Origin of the sequence: Flavobacterium sp. (assembly GCF_043780635.1) — a bacterium.
Lineage (GTDB): Bacteria > Bacteroidota > Bacteroidia > Flavobacteriales > Flavobacteriaceae > Flavobacterium.
Genome location: NZ_JAYWCK010000169.1, coordinates 13,726 through 34,683, shown reverse-complemented (window position 1 = coordinate 34,683; position 20,958 = coordinate 13,726). Strand labels below are relative to the sequence as shown.

General features: G+C 30.8%; 16 protein-coding genes. 9 read left to right on the top strand and 7 right to left on the bottom strand.

All coding sequences use genetic code 11. From position 1 onward, the window contains the following. The 3 genes from ACH2BV_RS15380 to ACH2BV_RS15370 form a co-directional block, all read right to left on the bottom strand. A partial coding sequence (locus ACH2BV_RS15380; RefSeq protein WP_395051669.1) for a hypothetical protein occupies nt 1-1,901 on the bottom strand: 1,901 nt, incomplete at its 3' end. A gap of 3 nt (nt 1,902-1,904) precedes the next feature. Further along, a complete protein-coding gene (locus tag ACH2BV_RS15375; RefSeq protein ID WP_395051668.1) occupies nt 1,905-4,139 on the bottom strand; it encodes a hypothetical protein in 2,235 nt (744 codons plus the stop codon). Beyond that, a complete protein-coding gene (locus tag ACH2BV_RS15370; protein ID WP_395051667.1) occupies nt 4,139-6,040 on the bottom strand; it encodes a hypothetical protein in 1,902 nt (633 codons plus the stop codon). Before ACH2BV_RS15370 ends, ACH2BV_RS15375 begins: the two co-directional genes overlap by 1 nt. A gap of 108 nt (nt 6,041-6,148) precedes the next feature. Between ACH2BV_RS15370 and ACH2BV_RS15365 the strand changes: the two genes are divergently transcribed. The 9 genes from ACH2BV_RS15365 to ACH2BV_RS15325 all read left to right on the top strand — a co-directional run bounded on the left by ACH2BV_RS15365 (nt 6,149) and on the right by ACH2BV_RS15325 (nt 17,077). Next, a complete protein-coding gene (locus ACH2BV_RS15365; RefSeq protein WP_395051666.1) occupies nt 6,149-6,760 on the top strand; it encodes a S24 family peptidase in 612 nt (203 codons plus the stop codon). 2 nt (nt 6,761-6,762) lie between these two features. Next, nucleotides 6,763-7,068, top strand: a complete 306-nt coding sequence (locus ACH2BV_RS15360) for a superinfection immunity protein (protein ID WP_395051665.1) — start codon at nt 6,763-6,765, stop codon at nt 7,066-7,068. A gap of 1 nt (nt 7,069) precedes the next feature. Next, the gene (locus ACH2BV_RS15355) at nt 7,070-7,333 is read left to right on the top strand and encodes a helix-turn-helix domain-containing protein (RefSeq protein WP_395051664.1); all 264 of its coding nucleotides are present in this window, start codon (nt 7,070-7,072) and stop codon (nt 7,331-7,333) included. A gap of 217 nt (nt 7,334-7,550) precedes the next feature. Then, a complete protein-coding gene (locus tag ACH2BV_RS15350) occupies nt 7,551-8,897 on the top strand; it encodes a tyrosine-type recombinase/integrase (RefSeq protein WP_395051663.1) in 1,347 nt (448 codons plus the stop codon). A gap of 521 nt (nt 8,898-9,418) precedes the next feature. Next, entirely contained in the window at nt 9,419-13,021 is a 3,603-nt protein-coding gene (locus tag ACH2BV_RS15345) for an Eco57I restriction-modification methylase domain-containing protein (RefSeq protein WP_395051662.1), read from the top strand. Nucleotides 13,022-13,101: 80 nt separating this feature from the next. Next, entirely contained in the window at nt 13,102-14,406 is a 1,305-nt protein-coding gene (locus ACH2BV_RS15340; RefSeq protein ID WP_395051661.1) for a hypothetical protein, read from the top strand. Nucleotides 14,407-14,553: 147 nt separating this feature from the next. Beyond that, the gene (locus ACH2BV_RS15335; protein WP_395051660.1) at nt 14,554-15,657 is read left to right on the top strand and encodes an AAA domain-containing protein; all 1,104 of its coding nucleotides are present in this window, start codon (nt 14,554-14,556) and stop codon (nt 15,655-15,657) included. 4 nt (nt 15,658-15,661) lie between these two features. Then, nucleotides 15,662-16,258 carry a DUF6371 domain-containing protein gene (locus ACH2BV_RS15330; RefSeq protein ID WP_395051659.1) on the top strand — a complete coding sequence of 199 codons (597 nt, stop codon included), beginning with the start codon at nt 15,662-15,664 and terminating at the stop codon, nt 16,256-16,258. Nucleotides 16,259-16,612: 354 nt separating this feature from the next. Continuing rightward, complete coding sequence (locus ACH2BV_RS15325; protein ID WP_395051658.1) at nt 16,613-17,077, top strand: hypothetical protein; 465 nt, start codon at nt 16,613-16,615, stop codon at nt 17,075-17,077. A gap of 230 nt (nt 17,078-17,307) precedes the next feature. Here the strand turns inward: ACH2BV_RS15325 and ACH2BV_RS15320 are convergent, their stop codons facing one another. The 4 genes from ACH2BV_RS15320 to ACH2BV_RS15305 all read right to left on the bottom strand — a co-directional run bounded on the left by ACH2BV_RS15320 (nt 17,308) and on the right by ACH2BV_RS15305 (nt 20,900). Then, nucleotides 17,308-17,988 carry an endonuclease/exonuclease/phosphatase family protein gene (locus tag ACH2BV_RS15320; RefSeq protein WP_395051657.1) on the bottom strand — a complete coding sequence of 227 codons (681 nt, stop codon included), beginning with the start codon at nt 17,986-17,988 and terminating at the stop codon, nt 17,308-17,310. A gap of 35 nt (nt 17,989-18,023) precedes the next feature. Next, the gene (locus tag ACH2BV_RS15315; protein ID WP_395051656.1) at nt 18,024-19,001 is read right to left on the bottom strand and encodes a nucleotidyl transferase AbiEii/AbiGii toxin family protein; all 978 of its coding nucleotides are present in this window, start codon (nt 18,999-19,001) and stop codon (nt 18,024-18,026) included. After that, nucleotides 18,998-19,720, bottom strand: a complete 723-nt coding sequence (locus ACH2BV_RS15310; RefSeq protein ID WP_395051655.1) for a DUF6088 family protein — start codon at nt 19,718-19,720, stop codon at nt 18,998-19,000. Before ACH2BV_RS15310 ends, ACH2BV_RS15315 begins: the two co-directional genes overlap by 4 nt. Before the next feature lie 916 nt (nt 19,721-20,636). After that, entirely contained in the window at nt 20,637-20,900 is a 264-nt protein-coding gene (locus ACH2BV_RS15305; protein ID WP_395051654.1) for a hypothetical protein, read from the bottom strand. Nucleotides 20,901-20,958: the final 58 nt, after the last annotated feature.

Below are 20,958 nucleotides of genomic sequence, written 5' to 3'. Positions count from 1 at the left end.
GCTGTCAAAACGTAAAGATTTGATTTATCTAATGGACCTTCACTATTGAAACTTCCATTTTTAACATAGCCAACACCATTTATAAATACTTTTTCGTGTGAAAGCGCAATCACCATCTTTCGCCATATTTCCTTGGTCACTGGTTTGAACTGAAATTCTTCCACTTCATAAATATCAGCATTTAATAAAATAGCATCCGTATCTGTTTTGTGAACCTCGCTTTGCTCATCTGATTTTCCACTTACTTTTAGATATGGAATTCTAATTTTATGCTCAATCCCGGTACTATAAAAAATATCCGTATTCGTAGTATTTCGGTATTTGATTTCAAGTACATTTTCGTGTTTTACTTTACACCAAATTACCTCCGACAAATGAGTAATTGTTGGAAAATTTACATTTGAATTTACTAATCTAACTCTGAATTGTTGATCAATATAATCAACCATATCAATTGTAAACTCATAGACTTCGTAATTAAAACGATTATAAATTGAAGCTGCAATTACATTTACATCGATGCCGGTGTATGTATTTGCAAAAACAATTACATCAGCATTTTTAGTTTCATCAAAAAGGATTTCTTCTATCAAAAACCAAGCAGAACCAACAGCAAAGTAATTTCCGATAACTGCCCATTCCGGAAGTGCTCCATTCAAAACAAAAGAATCAGAAACTAATCCGGTTGTGTAATCGTAAATATTTCCGGATTGAAAATATAATCCAGTTTTGCCACTACCAAGATTATACTTGAAGGCATCGCGTTTGTCTTTTATTCCAATATTATTAGTCATTTTTACAACCGGAACATCTATCTCAGACAAATCGGTTTTAATAACCTTTGCCACATTAGTTTCGTAATTCGATTTGAATTGTGTTGTAATAATGTCAGCACTTTGAAACTGTTGAAATTCTTTGTAAGGCTTCAAGACATCTACTTCACAGCTCAACGTATTCTCATCATTTTTGTAATTTTCACTATCGCCAAAAGTAATTCTATTTGCAAATCGAAAAGAATTTGATTTTGAAATGTAGAAGTAAGGTGTATAGATGCCAAATTCTGTTACTGAAAAGTTTTTGTTTACAGAATATCCTAATTGATCCTTAACCCAAAGCATAAATATTCCAACGGCCAAGCCACTAAAAATTGGTGATGTTTGCCAAGTAATATTGTCCAATGAATACTGTAAATCTAATCCATCACTATTTACATTGAAAACATTCAAAGTACCACCGCTTGGAGAATTTACCACATCCAAAGTGAAATTATTAATGTTCAAATAAGCCGGCATTGTTACACTTTGTAATGCTCTTAACCCATTAGAATCTTCTACCTCAACATTGAATGTCATAGCACGATAAGCTGTGAAAATAATAGGATTTGCAGTATTTGGATTTGTAATAAATGGTTGTAATAATTTTGTGGCCAAATGATTTGTGACAACATTAATTGTACATCTGTTTGATTCTTGACCTATTTGTGGTGTGAATGTTACGGAATTAATACTGAAAGCCGGTACTGTAATTTCATTTTCAATGTTTACATCTACAAAATAGTCACTTGTTCCAGTGAACACCACTCCCGAAAAGTTAGCTTCTATGGTTACAAAACCAACTCCTGAACCTGCTGGAGCATTTAATGTTGTAACCGTAAATAATCCGGTTGAATTATGATCTAAATTAAACGCGTTTTTATAGTTCACATTTACGAATCCTAAATATCTATCAGGATGAATTCCATCGTCTGGAACAAAAACTGGTAACGTAACCTGGCCAGAACTTAATCTGGAATCTTTAAATATTTCATTGAGTGCCAAACCTAATGAAGTTTCTCCGATGTTGAGTATATCATCTACGCTTGGAACTGAAACGAATTCGAGTGTTATTTTTGAATATGCCATAATTTATCTATTTGATTTTAATAACTTCCATTGCCCTTTTCCGTTCGGCTTCAGATTAAAAAGAAACCCTTTTTCTTTTTCACTGTTCTCGTTTATGAATTCAACAAGTCCATAAAAATTCATAATCTCTTTACCTAAAATTACGGTTTTACCCTCTACCATTTGCATCACTTCAAAATTACAAGTGTGCTCAAATTCTATCCATTCCGGGAAGAATCTTGCTTTTAAAAGGTCTGAATTTTTTACATTTCCATTTTCAGCATATTCAGGTTTACCAATGAATTTTGTCTTTAATTGACTATTGGCCGTTGAGCTCCCATAACTAACATAATCTGATAAATACTTCTTAAAACCTCCACCAAACCACCACGAATGACGAACTAAGCAATTGAAAGGCGAAAACCTTAAATTTGTGGCCGTTTCAGGGTTGAAAATACCTGTTGGTTCTTTCTCAAAATCATCCTGCCATTTTCTTTGCTCAAATACGGAACCAATACCACGTTTTAAATCCAAATTAAAAATATCGCTATCATAAGAAGTGTCTTCAGTATCGTTTAACGTCTTTGGTTTTCGCCTCGCAAATTCCATTCCATAAGAATCTGAACGATATTTTGATATTTTAGAATAAATCTCTTTTGCTCTAGTGATAACGGTTGTAAAATTTGCCTTTGTATTTGGTTCATCCAATCCCATTGCTTCTTGATAATCGCCTCCTTTTTCACTTCCAAATTCCAAACTGGAATAATAATAGTTTGTGGCCACTGATCGCTTCAGATTTTTGACTTGAAAAGGCAATCTAATAGTAACATTGTTATTGTAAAAAAATGACAATTCCTCAAGCCTTATCCGCTCTTTGAGTCCAAAGGTTTCAATTCCAATACCAACATTCCAAACTGCATCCAATGAAGCAATGGCATCTTTAAATGATGTAGTCAATGGTTTGAAAAGGTTTTCAACTTTTGGAGATTCAGTTGGTATTGGCAACTTATCAAAACCACGAACCCAAAAACCGTGAGATAATCCGGTAAATGCTCCTGGTCCATCAACCATATACCCAATATCAGTTCTTCCTAAAAAATCAGAATAAAAGGCATTTTCTTTGTTGGTTCCAATTGTCACTAAACGATCTACTAATTCGTGAGCCAATATTGCTTTCGTTTGTGATTTTTCAAAGAACGAATCCTCATTTATGAGTATCATTCCAGATTTTGTAGTGAAAGTCACATCAAAATATTTATTTCCTGTACCATTTGCAAGATCAGAATCTATGAAATATTCCATCGCTAAACTTTCTCCAACTTTCAAATTTAAATTCATTTGAAAGTCTGGTATTGAATATGTTTTATTGTTGACGTAACTAATATCTTCATTATTTGTTGCTTTCAATTCTAATAAAACCGTTCTACTTTTCAGATTAAAATTAGATCCATTATTGTAAACTGAAAAGCAAACACGTATGAAGGTATTCCTGTTTATTTGTTGTTTATTGACTACTGGAATAAATTTCAAATCACTGCCGATAACAGTGATGTTTTTGTCAATTACGTTATTGGCTAAAAACATCATCCCGGTAGCTCCTATAAATTCACTACCTTCAGAATCATTTAAAGTGTTTTGTGCTTCTTCGTGTGATTTTGTTTTTAAAGCTAAAGGGAACTCTCCTGTTTTCTTTCTGGTATTACCATCAGATGATACCACAAATAAATTTACGATATTATCAACTGTTGGAACTTCCCATTTGGACTTTAAAAATATTCTTCGACCATCTAATGCTACTGTAATTGGTTGCAATTCCGGTATTTTTTTACCGTCGATGGTAGTTATTCTATCAATCTCAATTTTTTCAGATTCCCGAGCCTTTAATGCCTGCTCAATTCCTCCAGAGTTGAATTTGATTGAAATTTGATTTTTCTCTGTTTCCCAAGTTGATAGGTCGAGATAACCGGAATAGGTCAATGTCCAAATATCAGAATGTGGATGTTTTTCCTCTCGCTTCATTTTGATTTCAGCATTTATCCCTTCGATATCATAAACTAACTGAATAAAATCTTTGCCGCTGCCAATGAATTTCAATGAGTTTGAAAATCTTGAAATGATACCGTGATACTGTTCGTGTCTGGCCAGTTCTTTTTCATCAGAAGTCCAGCCGATAGGTTCGTCAATCTCAATACTACCTTGTGATGATGTGTATAGGGTATATCTAATACGGTCAAAATATGATTGGTTTATATTTCCCATTAGTTATTCCAGTTAGTGTTTTTCATTTTCCACAAATGATGATTAATGTCTAATTTTGGAGTATTTACTGTAACGCTAGATTTATTCTTTTCGATAGCTTTTCTTGTCAATCTCATTTCCTCAATCAATTTTTCATTGTGAATATCGAATATTGCTCCCGCTTGATAATCATTCATTTTTCCATTCTGTAAAGAAATATTACTCAATATCGAAGCTCTCAAATACCTTTGATATTCATCTACTGAACTATGCACTTTATCGCCTTCAAGTAATTTTACAAGCGTATCAGTTTTAGGTGTCATTTCGATTGATCCACTTGCTCTTTCAATAATCTCGTGGCGACCACCGTCTCCAACATAAGCTAGTTCTGCAGGTCCACCATTACGACCATCTTTATATTTTGGAATTGGCGTGGCTAATATTACTCCTATCTGAATTGCACCCATAACACCAGCTAAAACTGCCATTGTAGGACCTAAAGGAAGGAAAGGCTGTGTTTGCAAGGCAGCTAATACCGCTAATGCAGTACTGATTCCAGCTTGTGCTACTGCAGATGCTTTATTGAAAACGGCCTGTTTATGTTGTTCTGCTCTTTTCTTTTTTTCTAACGCCTCATTCTTCTTATCTCGTTCTTTTTCGAGCAAATCCTTTTGTCTGGCATCATTACCTGCAAGTTCAATTTGCCTATCATAGTAATTATTGTTTTTATCAATTTCAGCCTCTATGTTTTGAATTTTGGCTTCAAAAACAGCATTTGCTAAATCAGTCAATCCAGAAGTTAACTGACTTGATATTTCCAATATTTTTGAAGCAGATATTTTTTCCTCTTCAACTGATTTATGTGATTTGTCTTTATTATTACTAACCTCTACTTCAGATAAATCTAACTTTGCTTTACTTAAAATTTCTGCTATTTTTTGCCTTTTATCTGCTGATAATCTTTCATTTTCTGGCAATGCATCGCTAGCCGCTAATTCAGTTTCAAGATTTAAAATTTGAAGTTTTAATGCTTCAATCGAATATTTTTTCTTAATCTCAAAAAGTGTTTTTTCGTGTTCATCAAGAGCTTTCTCCCTCTCATTGTGTTTCAACTTTTCTAAATTACCAAGAGCAAGAAACCTTTTGTTTTCTGCTTCTAATTCGGCATTTTGATTGACGTTTTGTTTTGAAAGTTTGTCTTCTAATTCTTTTTGATATTTTACCTCATCAAAGGCATTTATCTTTTCAATTTGTTTAGCGGTTTTTGTGTTTAGATCAATTAATTTATTAGAATAATCTTCTTCAATTCTTATAAGGTCATTGGCTGTTAATTTATCATTATCCAGTAAATGCTTCTTAGTTAAAAGCAATAGATCTTCTTGCTTTTTTTTGCTGTTTTCAAGAGCCTGTAAGCGTACATCATCACTTTGAGTTTCTTCTGATACAATTTCTTCATTTAGTTTTATTGTTTGCTCCAAACGTTGTCTCTGTAATTCATACAATGAATCAGACAACCTTTTTTCTAAATCCAATTTGTCTTGAGCTGCTTTTTTTTCTTTGGCTAATCGTGCTTTTTTCTCTGCATCTGTTTCTCCTGGTGGAGGAGTAGCTCCAGAAGTAATGTTGGGATCAACTGCTATTCTTGAAGCTCTTACTTTTTTATTATTCTCATCTATGATGGCATTTTGTTCTGCTAATGATTTTATCAAATCTTCTTTTCTCCTTTTCATACTTGCAGGACTCTCTCCAAAATTTAAACCATAATTAACACCTCCATTATCTCTTAATTTTTTATTGACTTCTGCTAATTGTTCTGCATACATTTTGGCATTTTTTTCGGTAACACCTAAAGCCAGAGCTGTATATTGACGAAACACTCTGTCATTTTTAATTTTATCCAGGATTAATTGTGATACTCTCATTATTTTTACTTAAATTTGTTCGTATATATATGCAAATATACGAAGTAATATTACATACGCAAATAAATTGCATATAAATATGCAAAATAATTTCATATTTTTTATAAAATGTTGACTATAAAAGAATTAAGAGAAAATAGAGGTTTATCCCAAACAGAATTTGCCAAAAAAATGGCAGTATCATTGCGTACTGTTCAAAATTGGGAAGCAAATCAGGATAAAATACCTATGGATAAATTAGTTAAAATTTATAAAGAACTTGAAAGCGATTTACCCAAAATAGAATCAATTATACATAAATCTAAAACAGAATTTAAACCAGAAATTACAGGTTATTACTACCCAAATGTTGCTGCTGCTGCTGGAATGGATAAGGAAATGCAAAATGACGAATTAAAAAGAATTCCTATCAACTTACCTAATTGGGAGAAAGGAATTGACTTTATCAATGTTTACGGAGATTCAATGTATCCAAAGTTTTGCTCTGGTGAAATAATCGGAATAAAAGAAGTGGAACTTCAATATCTTAATTATGGTTTTGCCTATGTCGTGATTTTGAAAGATGGTCAGGTATTGTTGAAATTCATTAAAAAAGGTTCTGATAAAGATCATATTATTTTAGAAAGTGAAAATAAGTTTTATGAATCAAAGGAATATCACTTGGATCAAGTGAAAAAGGTATTTATAATTAAAGGAGTAATAACAAAAACAACAATGTAATTATGGGATCATTTTTATTTGGAATAATAATATTTGTAATTTATTTTCTGCCTTCTATTATTGGATATAAACATAGAAATGCTAACTCAATTTGTCTAGTTAATTTATTTTTAGGATGGACTTTAATTGGTTGGGTAGTTGCTATTGTTTGGGCTGTATCTTACGAAAAGCCAGTTGAGGTAAGCCTAAATAAATCTAATTACGATAAAGTTACAGATCAATTAATTCAATTAAAGGAATTATATGAAGACGGAACTTTGACGAAACAAGAATTTGAAAAAGAAAAAAGGAGGGTTTTAAATAAATAAAATGTATACCTCAGATAAAAATATAATTGACTTGATTGACCTTTTGAAATATAAAAAGCAGATTATCTATGTAAAAGATTTTTGCAAAGAGATAGGACTGCAAGAACAAAATATTTCTAAAATAAAACAAAGTACTGCACATTTTACAGTAAGCCATATTGAAATGATTTGTAAAAAATATAATGTCAATGCAAACTGGATTTTTGGAGTTCAAAAAAATATCTTTAATCTTCCTGAACCCAAACAAATAAAGGAGTTACCATAAAAGAGTTACCGGCAACCCCAATAAATACTAAAAACATAAAAAAGTAACGAAAATGACAAAAAACAAATAATTGATAGCCTGAATTTACAGTAATTACAATAGGATAAAAATAGGGTAATAGTTTTCATAACCCTGAGGTCCCGAGTTCAAATCTCGGTCTCGCTACAAGATTAAATTCAATGAAGTTACGGGTTCGTGTTCACGAACCCGTTTTTTTATGTCTACAATTTCCTTACTTTTACAGGCAGTACACGTTTCAGTACACGATTTGCCAATGAAAACCAACTATTCTGAACCTAAAATCTTTACTGGAAGTGTCGAATTTTCCCAGTGGAACAAACTCTCAAAACAGGAACAAAACACTGCTCTTTCTAAAGATTGGTATGTGTATTATTCTTTCCGAAATCCACAAACTGGAAAATTAAAACGCGAATCAAACATAAAGTTAGACGCTAATAGATTTAAAACTGCAAAAGAGCGATTTGATGCTTTGAAATTTATTCAACACAATCTGTTGACTATTTTAAAAAGGGGCTACAACCCTTATCAAGACAATGCTGAACTGACCAACAAATATTTCAACAAAACCGACAAGGGTAGCAAGACAGAAATCTTAATTCCAGAAAAAGATATTGTCTTAGTAAACACGGCAGTTATAGTCGAAAAAGAGCAAACAATTCGGGAGGCATTTGAATTTGGATTAAAAAACAAAATTAATGTCCTTGGCAAAGCATCCTACACCAATTATAAAGGAAGAATAAACCGATTTTTAACTTGGCTTGACACTAACAGTTCATCATCAAGTGGAATTTCAACTTTAAATAAAAAAATACTCAATGATTATTTGAACTCCGTTTTGGAAAAATCAGGTGCAACCAACAGAAATAATACCAGAGCGGATTTGAGTTCTTTGATCCAACTTTTAGTTGACAATGATATAATGACTACCAATTTTGTGAAAAGTATCAGCATATTAAAATCTACACCTGAAAGAAATAAAACCTATTCGGTAAAACAAGAAAGTGACATTCTAACTTATTTAGAAAAAAACGACCCTATCCTACTCCTTTATATACAATTCATAACCTATAACTTTTTAAGACCCATCGAAGTAAACAGACTTAAAATTGATGATTTGGATTTAGAAGGGAAAAAACTTTTTGTTAGGGCAAAAAATAAAGCGGTTAAAGTTAAAATTATACCTCAAAAAATTCTTGACTTATTACCTGATTTAACCCAAATGAACAAAAATCACTACTTGTTCACACCAACAGCAATTGGAGGAGAATGGGAGGCAGAAGAAAACAATAGAAGAGATTATTTTTCAAAAAAATTCAAGACTGTTAAAGACAATTTTGGTATGGATAAAAATTATGGATTATATAGTTTTAGACATACATCCATAACTAATTTATATAAAGAATTCAGTAAAAATCTAACTCCTTTTGAAACTAAAAGCAGATTAAAGGAAATCACAGGACATCAAACTATGGAAGCCCTAGAAAAATATCTTCGTGATATAGATGCGGAATTACCTGAGGACTATTCCCATTTGTTGAAATAATGACTTATCAAAAACTTTTGCAAAAAAAACATTTGTTTGCAAAAAAAAGAAAACCTCTAATAAGGCAAGTTATATAAGATATACTTTAACTCTTATATTAACTAAAAACGTTGCAATAGTCGTGCATTGGTATTACTATGTTTTACAATGGTTTTACAATGGCTTTGCAACATTTTTGCAACGCTTTTGCAATTTTGGCAACGGTTTTTGCAACGGTTTTTGCAATGGTTTTACAATGGTTTTTATATCATATAAATAAGATTTATTTCCAATCTTATATTAACTAAAGACGTTGCACCGTATTTTGCAAAATTTTTTGTTCCCTTTTGAAAGTCTTATTTTCTCTCATAGAATTAAATAACCCCACATCTATAGAATTCCCATAATGAGGAAAACCGTAAAACACTATTAAATTTAATTTCTAAATTTGAAACTAAAATAAATACCCAATAAAATTTATCTTACAAACCGTAGATGTCATTTTTTATTGGTAAGTTTGATAGCAGAATAGATACCCCCCTATGACAACAAATCTTCTTGAACCTCGCAAGGCACTCAACAAAGCCTTTCTTAAAATAAAACCCAGCCGTTCTCACATTGAGGATTTCAAAACGAACCTAATTCAAATCTTAGATTCTGTTAATGAAAAGGAAAGCGAAGAATTTCACAAGAACTTGGTTATTGATTTTCTAAAAAAAACCTATTATGATCCCAATTATTCAGTAAACACAAAAGGACGAAATGATTTAGTGATTCACAATGGCAAAGATGCTAAAACTACTGTGGGTGTAATCATTGAAGCCAAAAGTCCTGTCAACAAAACTGAAATGATTACCGTTACAAATCTTAACGGGAAAGCATTGCAAGAGTTGGTTTTGTATTATATGCGGGAACGCATTACCCATAAAAACACCGAATTAAAGCACTTAGTCGTTACCAATATATATGAATGGTTTGTTTTTGATGCCCAACTTTTTAATAAACTGTTTGCGGAAAAAAAATCTTTTGTAAAACAATTTATTGATTTTGAAGAAGGCAGGCTTTCTGGAAAAGATACCAAATATTTCTATAATGATATTGCAAAACCATTTATAGAATCCCTGCAAAGCGAGATTGTGTTTGCCCACTTCGATATTCGAAAGTATGACAAACCTCTAAGAAATGTTGACAAAGAAGACGACAAACTACTTGTTGCACTTTTCAAATTACTATCTCCTGAACATTTGTTGAAATTGTCTTTTGCCAATGATAGCAATTCCCTAGACAAAAATTTTTATAGTGAACTCTTGCGCATTATTGGGTTAACCGAAGTCAAAGAAGGAGGAAAAAAACTCATTCAACGCCACAAAAAAGCCGACAGAAACTCAGGTTCATTATTGGAAAATGCCATTGTTCAACTGGACAGTCTGGATAAAATATCTCGTTTGCAAAATGCCAAACAGTATGGTGACACTAATGAGGAACGTTTGTTTACCGTTGCTTTGGAACTCACTATCACTTGGATAAATCGAATACTATTTTTGAAATTACTCGAAGCACAATTAATTACATATCATAAAGGAGATCGTAGTTATTCGTTCCTGAATGGCGATTTGATTGCAGATTATGACAGTCTGAACAGTTTGTTTTTTCAAGTTTTAGCAAAAAAGCCAGACGAACGCATTGACAGGGTAAAAACTATTTTTGCAAAAGTCCCTTATTTGAACAGTTCACTTTTTGAACCTACCGATTTAGAGCACGAAACCTTGTTTGTTTCACAATTGGAAGACCATATTCCTCTGAAATTATTGCCCTCGACGGTAATTAAAGATGCTGTTGGCAAAAAAGAAACTGGGTTAAAAGATTCTCTAAATTATTTCTTCTCCTTTCTTGATGCCTATGATTTTGCCAGCGAAGGAAGCGAAGATATACAGGAAGACAACAAAACCCTGATAAATGCCTCGGTTTTGGGATTGATATTCGAGAAAATCAACGGCTACAAAGACGGTTCCTTCTTCACTCCTAGTTTCATTACAATGTATATGTGTAAGGAAACCATTCGTAAAGCGGTGGTGCAAAAATTCAATGAAACCAAAAACTGGAATTGCATTGAGTTTGAAGAATTGTATGATAAAATCGAAGATAGAAAAGAAGCTAATACCATCATCAACAGCCTTAAAATATGCGACCCTGCTGTGGGTTCTGGACACTTTCTCGTTTCTGCACTGAATGAAATCATTGCCATTAAAAATGATTTGCGGGTTTTGCAAGACCATAGTGGCAACAGAATCAAAGAATATCATTTTGAAGTCGTAAACGATGAATTGATTGTGACAGATGAAGATGGTATTCCATACTCGTACAACCCAAAAAATAAAGAAAGCCAGCGCATACAAGAAACTTTGTTTCACGAAAAGCAAACCATTATAGAAAACTGCTTGTTTGGTGTAGATATTAACCCGAACTCTGTAAAAATTTGCCGTTTGCGCTTGTGGATTGAATTACTGAAAAATGCTTATTACAGAGCCAACACCAACGAGCTGGAAACCCTGCCCAACATTGACATTAATATAAAATGTGGCAACTCCTTGATTTCTCGTTTTGACTTAGATGCTGATTTAAAAAAAGCCTTGAAGCAAAGCAAATGGAATATAGAAAGTTACAAACTGGCTGTTTCTACCTACCGTAACGCTGAAAGCAAGGAACAAAAGCGGGAAATGGAACGACTTATTACCGACATTAAAGGGAATTTTAGAAGTGAAATAGGCATAAACGATCCCAAGAAACTCAAACTCGAAAAACTCAAAGGTGAACTCTTTAATAGCACCCAACAAACGGGCTTATTTGAGCGAAGCAAAAAAGAGCAAACCGAGTGGAATAAACGAGTGAATGTGCTTGCTGCTGACATAAAAACGCTGGATACTGAAATAGAGGAAATAAAACTGAACAAGATTTATGAAAATGCTTTTGAATGGCGTTTTGAATTTCCTGATGTTTTAAATGACGAAGGGGATTTTGTGGGATTTGATGCGGTGATTGGGAATCCGCCTTATGGGATGATAAATAATAATGACATCTATTTTTTAAAAAATTACAAAACTTTAGAAGGACGATTTGATTTATTTGAAGCATTTATTGAAAACGGTCTAAATATTTCTAAAAACAATGGGATTTTAAAATACATTCTTCCAAATACAATACTAACAAATTTATATTCAAAAAAATTAAGACAAACTCTAGTAGATCAATTTAATATAAATGAGATAACAAATTTTGGAATGGATGTTTTTGATGAAGCAACAGTTCATACTTGTATCATTGGAGTTTTGAAGAATAATTTTAAACTAAAAACAAATATTAGAAGTCAAGTTTGGTCTAAAGAAGAACTTGATTTACCGTTTTCAAATTCTATACAACTTGAAGAAATAGTTGATCCTAATTCTTTCACTTTTGACATAACTTTATCAACTGATGAAATTAAATTATTTGAAAAAATAAATAGAAATAAACAACTTAAAGAGGTTTGTCATATTAGACAATGTATAAAAACTGGGAACGATAGTGAATTTGTAAAAAAATCAAATTTAAAATTGGATGAGCCTTGGAAAAAAACTTTGAGGGGAAAAGGAATTGGGAGATATAGTATTATTGAAGATGATATGTACCTAAAATACGGTGATTTCCTTGCAAGAAATTGGAAGAATACTACTTTTTATGAAACTCCAAAAATTGCAATTAGAGAAACAGGAAATAGAATTATTGCAACTTTAGATACTGATAATAGATATTTTTTAAGCTCACTTTATGCAATCTATCCAAAAGAAAAATTTGAAATAGGATATTTAAAATACTTACTTGGAATAATAAATTCGAATTTTGCCACTTTTTACATTCGTAAAATTGCATTTGATTTAACAGAAGGTGCATTTACAAAAGTTAGAACAAATCAATTAGGTAGATTACCAATCCCAAATATTTCAAAAGAAGACCAACAACTTTTCATCGAGAAAGTCAACGAAATTCTTTTCTCTAAATCCCAAGACCCAAAAGCCGACACGCTGGCATTAGAACAAGAAATAGATGCTATGGTTTATGAATTGTATGGTTTGAGCGAGGAGGAAATAAAAATTGTGGAGAATAGCTAATCTTTATGTGAAAAAATCAGTTGTGAAAATCAATTTACTAATACAAATACATTACAAGTTAAAATACTAAACAAATAAAAATGAATGAAATTCTTAGTGTAATTATTTTTTCTATTATTATTCTTTTCATTGAGATATATTCAGAAACTCATTTGAAAAATTATGGTAGATTCATTGAACGAATTGTTTATTTGTTGAGTATTAAAACACTTTTTAACCTTTTTAAATTTAGTGTTTTATTTGGTTTTGGGTATGTATTATTAAATCTGAATGAATCAAAAATATTATCTGAAACAGTCAGTAATAAAGTTGTTAATATAGATTTTAATAATCTGGCAATATATTTTATACCAACAGCAATATTTTCATTAATGGTAATATTAACCAATTCGAAAGAACTTTTTAGACAATTAGAAGACTATGCTATTGAAAATGAAACATTAAATAAAATATTTGCTAATCTAAAATATATCGTCTTTAGAATCATTTCCTATATTTTAACCTTTTTCATTTTTAAATGTACATTAGAAAACATAATTAAACTTCATAGTTATTTCACTCAAAATAATTTATTCGTTTTCGATTGGCTGAATATCAATGATAGCAACATTGACAACTATAACAAAGGTGTTTACTTTTCTCTTTTATTAACGATTATAATATTCTTTTTATTTAATAATTCGTTCATTAAAAAAAATAGTGGCGATTGGCAATATCGCGAAATAAAATTTGATTTCTTAAAATACTTTTTCATAACAACAATTCTTTGTTTAGGATTATTTTTTGGATTTTTTTCAATATTTAATGGTCTGTATAACCTATTAAATTCAAGTTTATCAATTTGGATATCAAAAGAAAATATTTTGGGAATTTTACCTATTCGTGTATCTTCATTATTAATAATTATTTACCTTTTAACATACATATATAAAGAAATTTTAGATAAAGATATTATTTCATTCCTAATGATTGGTATTCTGCCAATTAGAGGTCTCCCTAATTATAAAGGAAATATAAACTTTGAAAAACGAGAAACATTATTCTTTTCACAAATATCATTTTACATATTGAATATTGCATTAGCTGAATTCTTCATAATAATTGGATATAAAACTATTTATTTAAGCATTTTAAATTTTGCTATTCTATTTATTTTAGACGATTTCAAAATTATTAATGATTATTCACAAGGTCTAAAGAGGGTTCTAATTTCTCATTTTATTAGGGTGTGGTTATTCAATATAATTATGATTGTTGTAGCCTTAATTTTACTATCAAATGAGGAGTACTATATAATTTTAACGATTTATCTAATATTTACTTTTATATTATTTCGATATTATTTCAAGAATTTTGCGTTAATTAATTTACAAAAAATAATATAAACCTACGGGAAAAACTATTGATAAAATGGTTTATGAATTGAATGATTTGAAAGAAAAAAATAGCTCATTTCATAAACCGAGCATAATTTTGAAACGTCAAGGTTCTTTTTAAATATAAAATTTTAAACAACGCATTTTTTAATAATTATGGAATTAACTGAGAAATTATTATCCGAATTACAAAGAAGACTTAAAATAGGAAACCGCAGAGGCGTTCACTTAAATGCTATTCCTGCAAATTCAAGATACAAGTTCGATTTAAACAGGCTTTCTCATATTGACAAAGACCTTCCAAACAATTTTATTAAATCGCTACTGACAGAGTTGCCACTTAAATTTAGAATAAGTTGGAAAGACAATGTTCCAGATTTAAACTCTCTTTTTCAAGAAGACCAAACACAATTAGTTAGAATTACCAAGGCATTTGAAAACCTGATAAATCAAACAGATGCAATTGAATCTGAAAAAGGGATTAATACTTTTGGATTTGGATTTCCAATTTTAGCAAGACGAGATAGAGCTGACAATAAATTAACTGTTGCACCAATCCTGATCTGGTCATTAAGAATTAAGCGAACAAAAGAATTTAATACTTGGGAAATACTTAGGAATGAAGACGACCCTATTTACATAAATGAAGTTTTAATAAATCATTTACAAAGTGATTCAGAAATTGAAATAGAGCAAATCCCAAGTGAAATGCTTGATGATGGCTTAATCAATAAAGCTGAACTTATTGAAATTTGCAGTAATCTAATAAAAGCAATAAATACAAAGTCACCAGAAGATTTAGAAGATACTTTTAAAAAGAAATTGGACACCATTACTGCGATTGGAGACAAGGCACATTATGAAAAATTACCTTTGAACTCCACTAATTCGTTTATTGATTTTAGTGGTTTATTCTCCATTTTTGAAGTTCAAAAACAAAATATAATCAATGATTATGGGGATTTAATGGAACTTGAAGGGGTAGATTTAGACCTTGAAGATATGGAGGAACATTCGTTTCAATCCATTTCATCGGTAGAAACGGATCCTTCACAACAAAGTATTTTGCATTCATTAGAAGCAACAAGGAATGTTTTAATACAAGGACCTCCAGGAACTGGTAAGAGCCAAACACTTACTGCTATTCTAGTTAATGCACTCGAAAACAATAAGAAAACAATTGTGGTATGCGAGAAAAGAACTGCACTTGAAGTACTTCATAACGCCTTGATTGTTATGGCAAGTCAATTCTCAAAATGAAATAATGGCTGGAAAAGTGATGCTTTTTGATGCTGAAACAGGCAAACGGGTCAAAGTGCCACACAACCATATTCAATGGGTACATAAACTTTTAAAATTAAAGGATTTTGTGTTACAACAATGCCTATTTGGTTTGCATTTAATCAATGAATCTACGAAAAAGGGAATTGCCATAGTTGAGTCAGAAAAGACAGCTTTAATGATGAGCTTATTTTTACCCAACTATATTTGGATGGCAACGGGTGGTAAAGGAAATTTTAATAAAAAAATGCTTTTACCCATAAAAGGCTACACTATTTTGGTTTATCCTGATAAGTCTGAATTTAGTGATTGGAACAAAATAGCATTAGAACTACAAAAAGAAGGTTTTAAAATTAAATGTAGTCAATATATTGAAGACAAAAATGTTCCAGATGGAACGGATTTAGCAGATATTTATCTTGAAAGCAGAACGAATAACAACCCTGTTAAAGTTCAAAAGCAACTCACTAAAACAGAAATTGAAGTCAGTAGATTGGCAAAGATTAACCCTGAAATAATTAACCTTATTAGAACTTTTGACTTGTTGGATAATGAGCATAATGGGATTAATGTCTTTTAAAAATATTTCAATCTTAAAAAAAAATATGATGTGATTAAATAAAAAAAGTGAATATTAATATCATACTTTAGCTATATCAAACCTGAAAAATAAAAAATGCACGTTCTTAAAATAATTCACGGCTACCCAACTTATTACAATGCAGGCTGAGAGGTTTATAGTCAATCTATTTACAACGAACTTAGCAAGCAAAACATTCAATAGTCCTCTATGCTTCTAGCCTTTTGGCTGATTTGTCCGAGAGGATATTTTCTAACTAGAAGTATTGGAAAATAAAATAACTTTGAGTTGTGTTCAGTGGAAAAATCATTCAATATATAGAAAATAAAATATTATAAACATTTAAAAAAAGTTATGAAGTACTATCATTTATCACCCCCTGAAAATAAAGATTCTATTCTGTCTAATGGTTTAATATCAACGGAAAATCAGATATTTTTATTTACTAATCTAGAACAAGCAATTCATATAGCTACAAATCAAATATTTATTTATGAATATTCCATTTTTGAGGTATCAAAAGAGGGAATCACAGGTAAATTATTGAATGATAATGTAGGTGAATTTGGTGCTAAATATCAATGGATTCTTGAACAAGAATATGTTGAAGCAAAATTTATTAAATTTATCAAAGATGAATCACACAATTATATTGATATTGCAATTGAATCGGATGCAATCAGGTATAGAGCTTTAGGTTTTTCCGAGGCACAAATCATACAACTTATGTGTTATTGCCCAAATAAACTTGAACGTTATAATGAAGTTCACGGTACAAATTTCACTCTCTTAGTAGCAAATGAATCTCGCTTAAAATAAAAAATATTTATTATTTTGAAAGTAATTGCTGTCTGGTGAATATCTAAAAGTTGTCAAACAGAGAGAAAATATGAAAACTGTCAATGCGATTAAACAGTAAGAATATTTCAATAATAATGATTAAAATCAGTATCCAGTGATTATTTGGAGACAACAACCAGCGTTGGAAAGGTACTATTCGAAAACTGTGTAAGTTTTCGAATAGTACCCCCTTTAAATAATCTAATTCATTATTCAATTACTGTCAGGCATATTCCAATATGATCGCTTAATTTTTTATCTCCGTTGAACTGTTCAATTTGAATTTCTCGATTCTTAATAAACTTTTTTGAAATTAAAATATGGTCAATATTATCATCTAAATTTCCTGTTGATTTATCCAAATCAAATTGATTAATTATATTATTTAAATTTTCACGGTATTCCTTACTAGGATATATCCAGCCAGAAAGCGATATATTCAAATCCCCTACCAAACAAACATTTTCATTTGCAAAAATTTTATTAAAATCTGATTCTTGCTCATTAAAATCTTTCACGAAACGGTCTTTATCCCTACTGTAACCAAAAATTCCAACAATAGTTCCATATACTAATAATTTTCCAAAAGCAGTTTCTAATTCAATTGCCAAACTTGTAAATTCATCAGTGGTTTGGATCCTTTTTTTTATTGGAAACTTTGAGTAAATACTAACCCTGTTTTCCCCTTCTCTATAAAAATTAACATTGTCCTGATTCTTTGACAAAGGTTTTGAATGTTGCGCAAAATAATTTTCACCTAGATCAAGTAACGTTGAGTTAGTTTCAGTTAATACAATAATATCAGCATCATAGCTTTTTATCAATTCGATTATAGATTTTAATTTTGATAAAATCAATAATCTTTCAATGTTGAAATTTATTATTTTCATTTAGGGTTGTTTTTCCTGTAGTACCTCTAACTTTTTTAGACTTTAATATTCCAAGTTATGATTATCAACCGCTCCCTTATTATTTTCAAAGTAGCGAGAACAGCTTCCTCTTTTGGTAAGTCCCCATAAACCAAATTTTTAAATGTGCTATTATAAGTTGTCTTTAAGTCTTCCCATACAGTGTCAAGTTCATAAAAAATTAATGCATTTGCGGGGTGATTTTCTAACCATTTATTGTTATTTTTAAAACTTACTATATCGTCATTAGCTACTGTCAATAACATTACTTCAAATTCTGGTGAGTGGAAAAAATCTAAAAATTCTTTTTGTTGCAATAATTGATGTAAGTCGTAAGTATGTCTGATTTTTTTCTTTAAATCATCCATAGCTTCATCTCCATAAGAGAAGCGCACAAGGCTCATAATTTTTTCGCAAAGTGTCCTTACTGGCTCTAAAACCAACACTTCAAAAGGTAATAATCCGTTTTCTTTAGCTATATCGGATTGTCCATTGTTAACCATCATATTTCCTATGTAGGAATCTAATTTTTTAGTAGTATATGGTTCAAAGTAACCAAGCCAAGTAGCTTCTATGATAATTACGTCTCTTACTTGTCCATAATCGCCTTTAAATTCTTTTGAATAGGCGTGTGCCGTTTTTCGGTTCATTCCCATTTTACGGGTTACTTCTGCAATTTTAATTTCTGGCATCACTGTATTTATCACTTCACTAATTTTTTTAATTTTATTAGTTAGTTGATTGTTAGTTTCTCCCTCACGTCTTAATACAACAAGATCAATGTCCTCTGAAAATCTTTCTATTAGGTTAAAGCATTTTGAAAGAGCTGTTCCGCCTTTAAATATGGTTTCTTTGCCAATGGTATTATGAAAAATAGTATGTAAAGCAAAAGTGACCCAGTAATCTTTCTCAACATATATTTCAGGAATATTCATCTGTTGAGCCGTAAACTGCACCGCTTGTCTAAAAAGTTGTTTATTTAGGTGTAGCTTCATATAATATTCCATTTTTCAGTTTTAGTCAACACTTTATCAACTGACAATTTATATTTAGTAATAGGGTTTAATGTTTTATATAATGATTCAGCAAGAATACTTTCATTCAATTCATCTAACAATGCTCCTAAAAGGGCTTTTGTTGCTGGGGGATATTTAAATGCTAAACGAACCATTGTATTTTTATCCTTCTCTGATAAGTCTTTAAGAATAGCTAACAATCGTTTACAAGAAAATTCAGGACTAGTATCAGGGATTTTTTGGATGTACCGAATAACATCTAACAGTTGCAACAAAGGAATATTCTCTTTGGTAATCGTATTTTTTTGTTTGACAAACGAAATCGTAAAACGTTCTCTTTTAAAAGCAGTACGAACTTCTTTTTTGCCTATTTGTATAGTATTACTTACTTGGGTAGTAAGACCTAATTGATTATATATACTATAGCCCGTTAGGTATCCGATTATTTTTCCATCATTTTCCATCAAGTCTTTTACTATTTGAGCTTGACTGGGTTGCAGTTTTCCAAAAGGTGTACTTTCAGGTTTATAATATTTACCCTTTGAAAGTTTGGATATCTTACCTGATTCTACCATTCGATTAAGGGCTTTTATTACGGCTTCTTTTTTATTCACCTCAGTAGTAAAATCAGCATAGGTGAATACATAGCCTTTAGGAAGTCTATCTATGGTAAACGATATGTATTCAGATGTTTTCATAGTTTTATTATGATGCAAATATAATTATTTTGTCCAGTTTATTGCAGAAAAAACTGGACATTTTAAAAATAAATTTGGAGATTAACGATGCGAACCCTAACTTTGTAGCTCTACAAAGTTAGGGTTCGCACTGTATATTGCCCTTTTTGCAGACTTATCTACGCCACTAGATCTGATTTTAGAAAGGCAAAAATAAAATTAAGCCCAAATATCTCTCCCGCATTCTCATATTTCCGTAAGCGAATTTAACAAAAGTTAAACTTCATTTTCAAATTTTAATACAATATCATACGCACAAAATCTAAAATCAAAATAAATAAATTAGCCTAAATAACTCCCATAACCCTAAATTTAAGATCCATTTTTGATTTAGTTGATAACTATCATAATCCGATTATTAACATTAATTAATTTTCATTAATTTAGCCAAAATAATTAATATTAACAGTACACGATTCAGTACACGATTTTGAATAAAATCAAGTAATATAAGGGTTTATTTGGATTATTTTTTTAATATTTTATCAAATTCATAACCCTGAGGTCCCGAGTTCAAATCTCGGTCTCGCTACAACAGAATCAAGGACTTAGGTATTTTACTTAAGTCCTTTTTCTTTTTGCGTGAGGAATTGCGTGAGGAATCATTTCCGAACACTCTTATTTTCAACGCTCCCATTTCTATTACAGAGAGTATTTTTGGGTCTAAATAATACTTCTCAATCACACTTGAATTAGAATTGAATAGTCCTAATTAACATTAAAAAAACAACTCACTACAACAAAAAATTGAACGCAATAGATTGGAAGAGATTAACCCTAAGACAATTAACCTTATTAGAACTTTTGACTTGTTGGATAATGAGCATAATGGGATTGGGAATGTTAATCTGTAACTACCTTTAAATAATCGAATTCATTATTCAATTACTGTCAAGCATATTCCAATATGATCGCTCAATTTTTTATCTACATTGAACAGTTCAATTTGAATTTCTCTATTCTTAATAAACTTTTTTGAAATTATAATATTGTCAATATTATCATCTAAATTTCCTGTTGATTTATCCAAATCAAATTGATTAATTATATTATTTGAATTTTCACGGTATTGCTTACTAGGATATCTCCAGCCAGAAAGAGATATATGCAAATCACCCACCAAACTGTAAATCGTCAGCAAAAAGTGGACTAATTTACAGCATTTATTAAAACAGCAATTAGTAGAATGATAGAGGGAA